This is a genomic window from Alkalibacterium sp. s-m-28 (genome assembly GCF_054658175.1).
Genome location: NZ_BAAGIQ010000080.1, coordinates 1 through 8777, shown reverse-complemented (window position 1 = coordinate 8777; position 8777 = coordinate 1). Strand labels below are relative to the sequence as shown.

Sequence of the window (8777 nt, the reverse complement as noted above, 5' to 3'; positions counted from 1 at the left end):
GAATGCTTTTCTCTACCATACGTATAGTGTACCTTTAAATCCCCTCTCTTTTCAAATCAAGTGATAGTGATTAACGTTTGAGGTGATAGGCTTTCTAGCGGGTAAAACTTTATACTTTCCTATTCTATAATGAAAAAGGACCTATTTCCATAGGCCCATTCCCTAAAAGTGATTTAGTACAGTTCATAGACTGCGTCGAACAGGTCTTTTTCCTTATCGATTTGAGTCTTGTTCCCGATGACTGCCACAGAGCGGTTCTCAAGCACCACCTGATACGCGTCAGCCAGATCATTTAATGACTGAGCGTCTGCAGATAGAATCTCTGCTTTCAGACGTCGGATGTCTTCACTGGTCAATCCTTGTTTGTATCTGGAGAAGGCCGTCATCCCTTTATTACGGGCTGATTTAGGCTGTTCCAGTGGACTGAGCGTCCCGATGATGTACTTCAGCAGTTCAGATTCCGACAGATCGATCGACTTGACGAAATCAGGCAGACCGGCGTAGGTTTCCAATGTCTTAGTGATGTTCGGATCCCGGTAGGAAGCTAGCGCAACATTGCCGTTTCGGCGATGCATATAAAGCGAGCCGTACGCGCCGCCTTTTACTCGGATCGTGTTCCACAAGTAGTCATATCTGAAGATAGTAGACAGAAGCTGAGTTGCTCCGTTAAATTCCAGGTGGTCCGTTGCGTCCGCAGCAACTGCGACATAGTTGACGTCCTGTGCGGTCACAAACGCTTCATTCTGCTTCTTACCTGCTTCATGGCTGACCGCTGCCCCTAGAGGACTGTCCTCCAAGTCTGCAAAGGCGTCTTTCAGTGCCTCTTTGACTTTAACACTCTGTTCTTTGTCTCCAATATATAGGGCATTCAGACGACGTTTGTTTAGTAGCTTGTCCAGTAAGGCTAATAGGTCAGTGCTCAGGCTAGACTCATTTTCTGATTTAAGCTCATCACGTGTCGCTTTCAAGTAATTGAACTGATCGATGCCGTTCAAGTGTTCACCCAACTTAGATAGAGGCTTCACTTGGCTCAAGGCACGGTTTGCCGCAATGACATGGGCTCTGAAGTTTACACGGTTCTCAAAATCAGAAATATAACTCTGGATCTGTTTCAGAATCTCGCTCTGATTATCGAAGCGAGTAGTCGTCATGATCTCTTTCATCAGATCAACGAGTTCTGTCAGCTGTTCACTCAGTGCCTTACCGCTCAAGACGAAGTAAGGGGTGAGCTTGCCTTCCTGATCTTCATATATCGTGACGGTTCCGGTGATGCCACCGGTGTGGGTATCCATTTCCGTCTGAAGGGCAGCTGCATCGTACTTATCGGTGTCCAGTTCACCAAGTAAATCACTCAGAAGACTCAAAGCAGCATAGTCATCTGCAGAAAAGTCACTGATGTCAAAGTAGAGACTGACATAATCGATGCCTGACGTGAACTGCTCGGAATAATAGAATTCCGTTCCGTCAAACAATGAATCGATGGCCAGAGGATAGTCCGGTTCGTCCGTTGTCAGATCTTCTCGTGTCAGCGTTGGAATCTTATCCAGGTCTTCTGGTCTGTCCGGTGTTTCCTGACGTTCGATCAGCTGCTGCGTCTTGTCAACGATTGCCTGCAGTTCTTCCTCAGACAGTCCGGCCTTGTATTCCTGGAGACTTTCCAGCGTCTGTGCTTCCAGTTTGTCGCTCTTACCTGGTTCAGCTTTAAGAATCAGTTCAACACGGTGTGAATTGTTCAGAAGTTTGCGTTCGATCAGCTGTTCAAAGTATCCGTCTTCTGCAAGCTCTGCCAGTTCTTCAAGGTATTTGGAGAACTGCAGGCGGTCATAAGGCGAATGGTCATACAGCCAGGTGCTTAAGGCATTGATCGCATAAATGACGCCACGCGGGTTGTCCTCGGAAATAACGGCTTCTTTTGTCTGGAAGGTGATCTTGTTCAAAGCTGCCTTTACGATCGCCTGGTCCAGTCCCTTGTCGACGATATCTTTAAGCGTACTCTCGGTCACTTCCTTGAATCGGTCAAGATTCTTGCTGTCTGCATATTTGGCAGAAATGATGAAGGCTGTCGGATACCCGATATCTGCTACATCACTTTCGATGTCTCCACCGATCTCAGCATCCAAAAGTGCTTTTTGAAGGGGTGCCTGACTGTGTCCGAAGAGGATTTCCTCCAGGACTTTCATGCCGTAATTGTCCAGTGCATCTTCAGGTTCCAGCACATGCCAGCCTAAAGCCAGATAGTCTTTTCCTTCTGGATCATCACCATCAGTGATCGAGTACGTTTCCTCAAATACTTTCGCTTCCGGTTCAGCAACAGTCAGTGTCAGATCGACTGCATCTCCTTTGCCTTTTCCAGAAAAATACTCATCCAGCGCATCGAACACAGTGGACAGATCAGCGTCACCGTAGACGATCGTCAGTGAATTTGTCGGATGATAGTACTTGGTATGGAAATCGACGAACTCTTCCTGAGTCAGGCTGGGAATCGCTTTTGGCAAGCCGCCTGAATTGTACTGATACGTTGTTCCTGGGTACAGTTTGTTTGATAGATGATCATAGAGCTGCCCTTCCGGAGAAGCGGTCGCCCCTTTCATCTCATTGTAGACGACTCCTTTGTAGATCAGGTCATCCTCAATGTTTTCCAGATGATAGTGCCAGCCTTCCTGCTCAAGAATCTGCGGGTCAGTATACAGTTTGGGACTGAATACGGCATCCAGGTACACTCCCACCAGATGCATAAAGTCTTTTTCATTCGTAGAGGCTACTGGGTAGATCGTCTTGTCCGAGAACGTCATGGCATTGACGAAGGTGTTCAGTGACCCCTTGATCAGTTCCACAAAAGGCTCTTTGGACGGGTATTTTTCCGACCCGTTCAATACTGAGTGCTCAAGGATATGAGCGATCCCGTTATCGTTGTATGGAGGGGTCTTGAAGGCGATGGTGAAGGCCTTGTTCTGATCAACATTGTCTATGTGCAGGACCTGTGCCCCAGTTTCATCGTGTTCATACAGTGAACCGACGGACTGGATATCAGGTAGATCCTGTGTTTCGATTTTATTAAATGTCATACAATTCTCCTCTATTTCACATTATTTTTTCATGCAACTTCATTGTACCTTATCCGTTAAGAATTTCCTATACAGATAGGATAAAATAATTACAGTTATTCTATATCGAGCTTGTCGTTCCTTTGTAGCATATTAGCTCATTCGACCTAAAAGGCCGACAAACCGATCAGGATCAGGTAGCTCAAGAAGGTAATCAGGACACTCAGCATCGTCCCTATAACAAAATATTCAGAAAAGTACGGATCGTCCGCAATGAGCTTGTAGCGGGCAAATGCTTTAATGGACAGAATGGCTACAATTGACAGTAGACTACCATTCAGGAAAGACAGAAAGATCAGGATGCGTTCCAGGTTCCCTATCATTGCGCCTGCCCCTTTAAATCCGGACTCTCCTTTTTCAGGTGTACGGTCGGTTTCAGTGGTTTCTTCGACCAGTGTCTTTCTGGTTCCTTTCGGATCATACTGAACGCTTAAAGTCCGGATCAGCAGATTGGCCGGCCGCATCAGGAGCAGCAGAATTAATACGAACCGGATAAATAGAATATATGGGTACGTCAGCTCTCCAGTCATCATGAACCGGACTGGGTTAAGCTGCAGCGGAGACAGCACGGACAAGATGAGCTGACTGATGAACAGCACAATTGCACTGAGAACGACATAGGATGCCAGAGTCTGACCGATCGTCTTCTTATGCGTCTGGATCCACTGAACGGATACCTGGCTTTTTAAAAGCAGAATCCCGCTGGCAATAATGATGAAGAACAGCTGAATGGACGGCTCCGACAACTCATAAAGAAACTGGTTCAGCCCCAGTATCCAGAAGATAAAGAGCATCTGATGCAAGGCAAAGGCAATGATCTGTCCGTTTTTTCTATAAAAAGTCTGGAGCGCATGGGAGGCATTATACTGGATCGTGCTGCTCATGAATAAATCGATGGCCTGCATGATGTAGTGCTTGAACAAAGCATGGCCCAGAACTAGTCCGATGCTGATGGAAAGCCACGGCAGGTAATCGCCAATGTCATCAATCAGTCCGAAAACTACCAGACTTGTAAAGAAGATGCCCCAGGAATACTGGGAATGCCCTTCTTCATTTTTTGAATGCGCCAGAAATGTCGGATACTTTGTAAAGTAGAAATACCCGATCAGGTGGGCAATGAGACTTTCAATGATCATGGCTTTGCCTCCAGTCTTCAATCTTCTCGGCAACCAGCTTTCTCGAATGGGCATACTGCTTGATATGGGTGGATATGATCCGTTTGCTCACAGTCTGCTCACTGACAGCCTGACCTAGCTGATTTGACATCGCTTTTTTTATGGCCTGATTGGTAAACTCCTCGTAGCCTGCTTCGTTCAAAATGATTAGAGCCGTCTGTTTCTGTGACATCGTCCAGTCATTTTTAATCACATTTTGGAGACGGATGATGCTGTTCAAAAAGTCTATTTCCGGCTGATCAGATGCGAGCTTTTCATTCAGCTGGCCATAGTCATTGTACTGGTGAACCGACTCGATCGCTTCTCTAGCGTGCCAGTAAGCCGGGCCGTCTGTCCCGATGCTGACCTTGCGATTCTTTATCGGCGTGCTCAACCGGCCGATGCCTATCCCCCATCTCAATGTGACTTCTACTCCTATCTCATCTTTAGTTCGAGTCTGGAAACGGAGAGAGATGAGATCGATAATCAGAAATGCTGCTTCCGCAGAATTCACGATGCCCTGGAATTCATCTCCTAAAGTGATAGTCAAGTTTGATTCAATGGCTCCTTTAAAGCGTATATTGATATCATTCAGGATCGAGGTCAGGATCTCCTGTATCTGTTCCCTTTCCTTCATCTTTCTGGACGCGATAATATCTGAAATCAGGGCGATTTTTATTGTTTCACTCATCTTGCTCCTCCTGTTCGATTCATGTTACTGCGAAGTATAACCTTTTTTTAGTTGATTATCAAGTTTAAACGATATTTAGTTGATTTTTACATTAATTTAATACTCCTTTTGCTGATTTTATAGTTTATCAATCAATAACCAGCTCACCTTGTTCCACTGACTGTCTGACATTGCGTTGGGTGGTAACTAATTACTGTATTAATGTCTACTCAAAGAGTAAATGCGTTTGAGTGGGCTATGATTCACAGATTATTACCCACCCAAACGCACAAAGGCTGTGAGTGGGCAATAATACCTGATTTACTACCCACTGAAATGAGTAAGCTTCCTGGGTAATAAAACCAGCATACTTACTTAAAAAGGCTCAATTACTGATCCATGTATCTTCCTCTTCAATTCAATAAGGTAAACATCGCCAAAGCGATGTCTCTTTATAATCTTTAGAGCATCTCAAGCGCTAATGTTAGATTCACTTTTAAAGGGTTGCTATAATTTGTTTATCCGAGAGTACAGCTTTTCGGAAAATATAGTAAGAGGAGTCGATCTTTAATGTCAGAACGGAAGTTAACAGATCCACGGACAAAATTCTATAATCAGAAATTCCCCGATCAGGAACAGGACACACCGGCACTGCAGAGCAAAATGGCCCCTCAGCCTGATTCAGGTGAAGAATCGTATAAAGGACACAACCGACTGGAAGGACGTAATGCCCTGGTTACTGGTGGAGATTCCGGTATCGGACGAGCAGCGGCAATTGCCTTTGCCCGAGAAGGCGCGAACGTAGCCATTCAGTTCTTACCAGGAGAAGAAAGCGATGCGAATGAAGTTAAAGATCTAATTGAAAAAGAAGGAAGGAAAGCACTCCTGCTTCCCTATGATTTAAGAGAAGACGGATCAGGAAGTGAGATTGTAGAGAAAACTGCTGAAGCATTCGGCGCGTTGGATCTCCTTGTCATGAACGCTGCTCAGCAGATTGCACAGCCTAGTCTTGAAGACCTGTCAATGAAGCAGGTTAATGATACATTTAAAGTCAATATCATAAGCTACTACGAAACAGTAAAAGCTGCCGAGAAGTATTTGGAACCAGGAAGTGCGATCATCACGACGACTTCAGTTCAGTCCTTCTCCCCTAGTACCAGTCTATTGGACTACGCAGCGACGAAGGGTGCCGTCAGTAACTTTACACTAGCTTTATCTGACTACTTTGCACCTAAAGGGATTCGGGTCAACGGTGTGGCGCCAGGACCAATCTGGACACCACTTCAGCTGGATAACGGAAAACTTGATGGAGACATCCCGGATTTCGGACAAAGCACACCACTTGGACGTGCTGCTCAGCCTGTAGAACTGGCTCCAGTCTATGTTCTGCTTGCTTCAGACGACGCCAGCTTTATTACGGGACAGATTTACGGTGTTACCGGCGGTCAGCCGATCGATTTGTAAAAGACTTAAAATGATAAACAGCTGCTGAGACTGATCAGGTCCCGGCAGCTGTTTTATTGATATGATAAACTTAATTTGGTTGATTTCGATTGTTCGCCTTTTTTGGGTTGAAAAATTGAAAAGTAAGTAACATTTTTTATTTCTAATAACCTCTAAAAGCAAAAAACAGCTCTAGTAACATACTCACCATTACCAGAACTGTTTCCATTCTATCCTGTTATCCATCATAAGGTACGGTTTGAATCTCTATCGTTTTAGAGCCTTGGGTCAGTTTAGATACCGGGCAGCGTTTTTCGGCAGAGCGGACAAGGGTTTCAGCTTTTTCCATATCGAGTCCTTCGATCGAAGCGAAAAGATAGACCTGGAAATAATACCCTACCCCACTCGCTTCCCTTATGAGCTGGACTTTGGCCGTCACCTTACTCTTGTTGTCCATTCCTCGGGCACTTAATAGCGATTCGATCGTCGCATTCAGACAGGTCGTCATCGCCAGACCAAATAACTCTTCCGGATTCGTACCGGAAGAGTCGTCTAATGGATGAGAAGTAGTCACGGATAAGCCGCCTTCACCTTCGACAAAAGCAGTGCCTTCGACGCCGTCTGTGTTATGAACAGTTGCTTCGAATAAATACTTATCCACTATAGTCCCTCGTTTCTTAGTTTTTACTAAAGTATACGTTTTGTAATGCATTTTGTACTGTCTAGCTTAACTACTCCCGTTGGTCGGTCGATCACAACAATAGTTGTACGTGCTGAAGCACTACAACTTGTAAGGACGTACCAGCCTCTCGAGAAAAAGATAAATGTACCCATTGCGCAGGATGCTCTTCTGACGCATACTCTGACTCTACGCATTGAAATGCTAGAGTCACAGCAATTCGGGGTACATTTCCTCTACTCGCTATCGCTCGGTCGATCTCAACAATAGTTGTACGTGCTAAAGCACTACAACTTGTAAGGTCTACTCGCTATCGCTCCGGCGATCTCAAGTATATCTGTAAGAGCTAAAGCTCGAACAGATACTAAGGTATTTTCTTGTCGAGGCTGACCGGTACGTGAAGCTTTTCTTAGTTTTTACGTTGAGTTAAATCTAGTCCTTCGATTTTTTCCAGTTCTGGAAGTAAAGCGTTCAGGATGCGTCCACCAAATACGAAGACGTCCATCATCGGTTTTACATCTTCACCTGTGATGCCCAGATGACGCATGATGATCTCACCATCTCCTGAGATAACGAAACGGTAGTAACCAGAACGCATCGCATTGATTTCGTTCAGTTCAGTCACAATTTCAGGCAGGCGGTTACGGTCTGTCACGTATCCGATTTTATTGTAAGTGATCTGGTAGTTTACACGAGGTACATCAGCATCATGGATGATTACGCCACAAGCCACCGCTTTATTTTGGTTCACACGTAAAGCAGTCTGGAAAACGATTTGCTGCTGCTTGACTTCTTCGCCATCTTTTTTACGAATAGGTGCTTCGATGTCCTTTGTTTTAAATTGAATCTTTTTCTCCTGTGCCAGGTGTTTAAAATTATCAGTAATTACGCTCATGTTAAAAGCCTCCGTCTAAATTTATCGTATTTATGTTTCACACAAAAACTAGTATACCATAAAACGCTTACTAATTATAGGGCAGAGAGAGGATAAATGATTTTCGAAACTCGCTTTTTCCACTGATTTTGAAATAACTTACTCATACAGCGAAAAATAATCAAGATTTTTTAAGTTATTGCTCATTTTTTAAACGTAATTTGGAATAACTTTTTTAATAATACTATTTTTGGGCATAAAGACCCCTTGGTCTTTAAATCATCAAAAAATTTAATTAAGCAACCCAACTCGCTAAATGTTCGACGATATTCTCTTTTACTTTAGCTGACGCAAAAGCCAAACTAACGATGAAAGAAATCGAAACATATAGATTCATTTTATCCAATCCTCGAATTGTATGGTCTTCAAAAAGAAAATCTCGATCTAAACGACTATTTACGCGTTCAACTGCTGTACGTTTTTTATACAACCGTTTAAATTTATAACTCGTCCGAGCCACTTTTGGGAAAATTCGAACATCTTCAGAACGTTTAATTCGGAAAATTCGGCAATCACTATACTTCGGATGAAATTTATATTGTAAGCTATCTGTTGAGCTGTCGTAGCCTTCATAAATCAAAGGAATAGACTTTCCACAATCATCAATAAAAAATACACGGCCATCTTCATCATAGATTAAATCTGTTTCTTTATATTGACGAGTGAGTTCGCCATCTTTCCACATATGACGATTATCAATAATTGCAGTAATTGAACGTCGTTCAATTTTATCAATCAATGGTTTCCCATCATACCCACGATCCGCCATTAAATATTCAGCTCGTTCCGCTTG

Annotated in this window: 7 protein-coding genes; 1 reads left to right on the top strand and 6 read right to left on the bottom strand. The window is 43.9% G+C overall.

What is annotated here, in order from left to right; translation table 11 throughout:
• Positions 1–173: 173 nt before the first annotated feature.
• The 3 genes from ACYQ4S_RS09510 to ACYQ4S_RS09500 all read right to left on the bottom strand — a co-directional run bounded on the left by ACYQ4S_RS09510 (position 174) and on the right by ACYQ4S_RS09500 (position 4949).
• Positions 174–3065, bottom strand: a complete 2892-nt coding sequence (locus tag ACYQ4S_RS09510; protein ID WP_459770808.1) for an insulinase family protein — start codon at positions 3063–3065, stop codon at positions 174–176.
• A gap of 146 nt (positions 3066–3211) precedes the next feature.
• Positions 3212–4240 carry a hypothetical protein gene (locus tag ACYQ4S_RS09505; protein ID WP_459770806.1) on the bottom strand — a complete coding sequence of 343 codons (1029 nt, stop codon included), beginning with the start codon at positions 4238–4240 and terminating at the stop codon, positions 3212–3214.
• Positions 4230–4949: a SatD family protein gene (locus tag ACYQ4S_RS09500; protein WP_459770805.1), complete on the bottom strand. Its 720-nt coding sequence runs from the start codon at positions 4947–4949 to the stop codon at positions 4230–4232. The genes ACYQ4S_RS09505 and ACYQ4S_RS09500 overlap by 11 nt, the downstream gene beginning before the upstream one ends.
• Before the next feature lie 549 nt (positions 4950–5498).
• On the opposite strand from ACYQ4S_RS09500, the gene ACYQ4S_RS09495 reads away from it, so the two are divergent.
• Complete coding sequence (locus tag ACYQ4S_RS09495) at positions 5499–6392, top strand: SDR family oxidoreductase (protein WP_459770803.1); 894 nt, start codon at positions 5499–5501, stop codon at positions 6390–6392.
• A gap of 217 nt (positions 6393–6609) precedes the next feature.
• On the opposite strand, the gene ACYQ4S_RS09490 is transcribed toward ACYQ4S_RS09495, so the two are convergent.
• The 3 genes from ACYQ4S_RS09490 to ACYQ4S_RS09480 all read right to left on the bottom strand — a co-directional run.
• The gene (locus tag ACYQ4S_RS09490) at positions 6610–7032 is read right to left on the bottom strand and encodes an OsmC family protein (protein WP_459770801.1); all 423 of its coding nucleotides are present in this window, start codon (positions 7030–7032) and stop codon (positions 6610–6612) included.
• Positions 7033–7459: 427 nt separating this feature from the next.
• Positions 7460–7945: a hypothetical protein gene (locus ACYQ4S_RS09485; RefSeq protein WP_459770799.1), complete on the bottom strand. Its 486-nt coding sequence runs from the start codon at positions 7943–7945 to the stop codon at positions 7460–7462.
• 274 nt (positions 7946–8219) lie between these two features.
• Positions 8220–8777, bottom strand: a 558-nt coding sequence (locus tag ACYQ4S_RS09480; RefSeq protein WP_459770797.1) for a transposase, incomplete at its 5' end; no start/stop codon positions are given.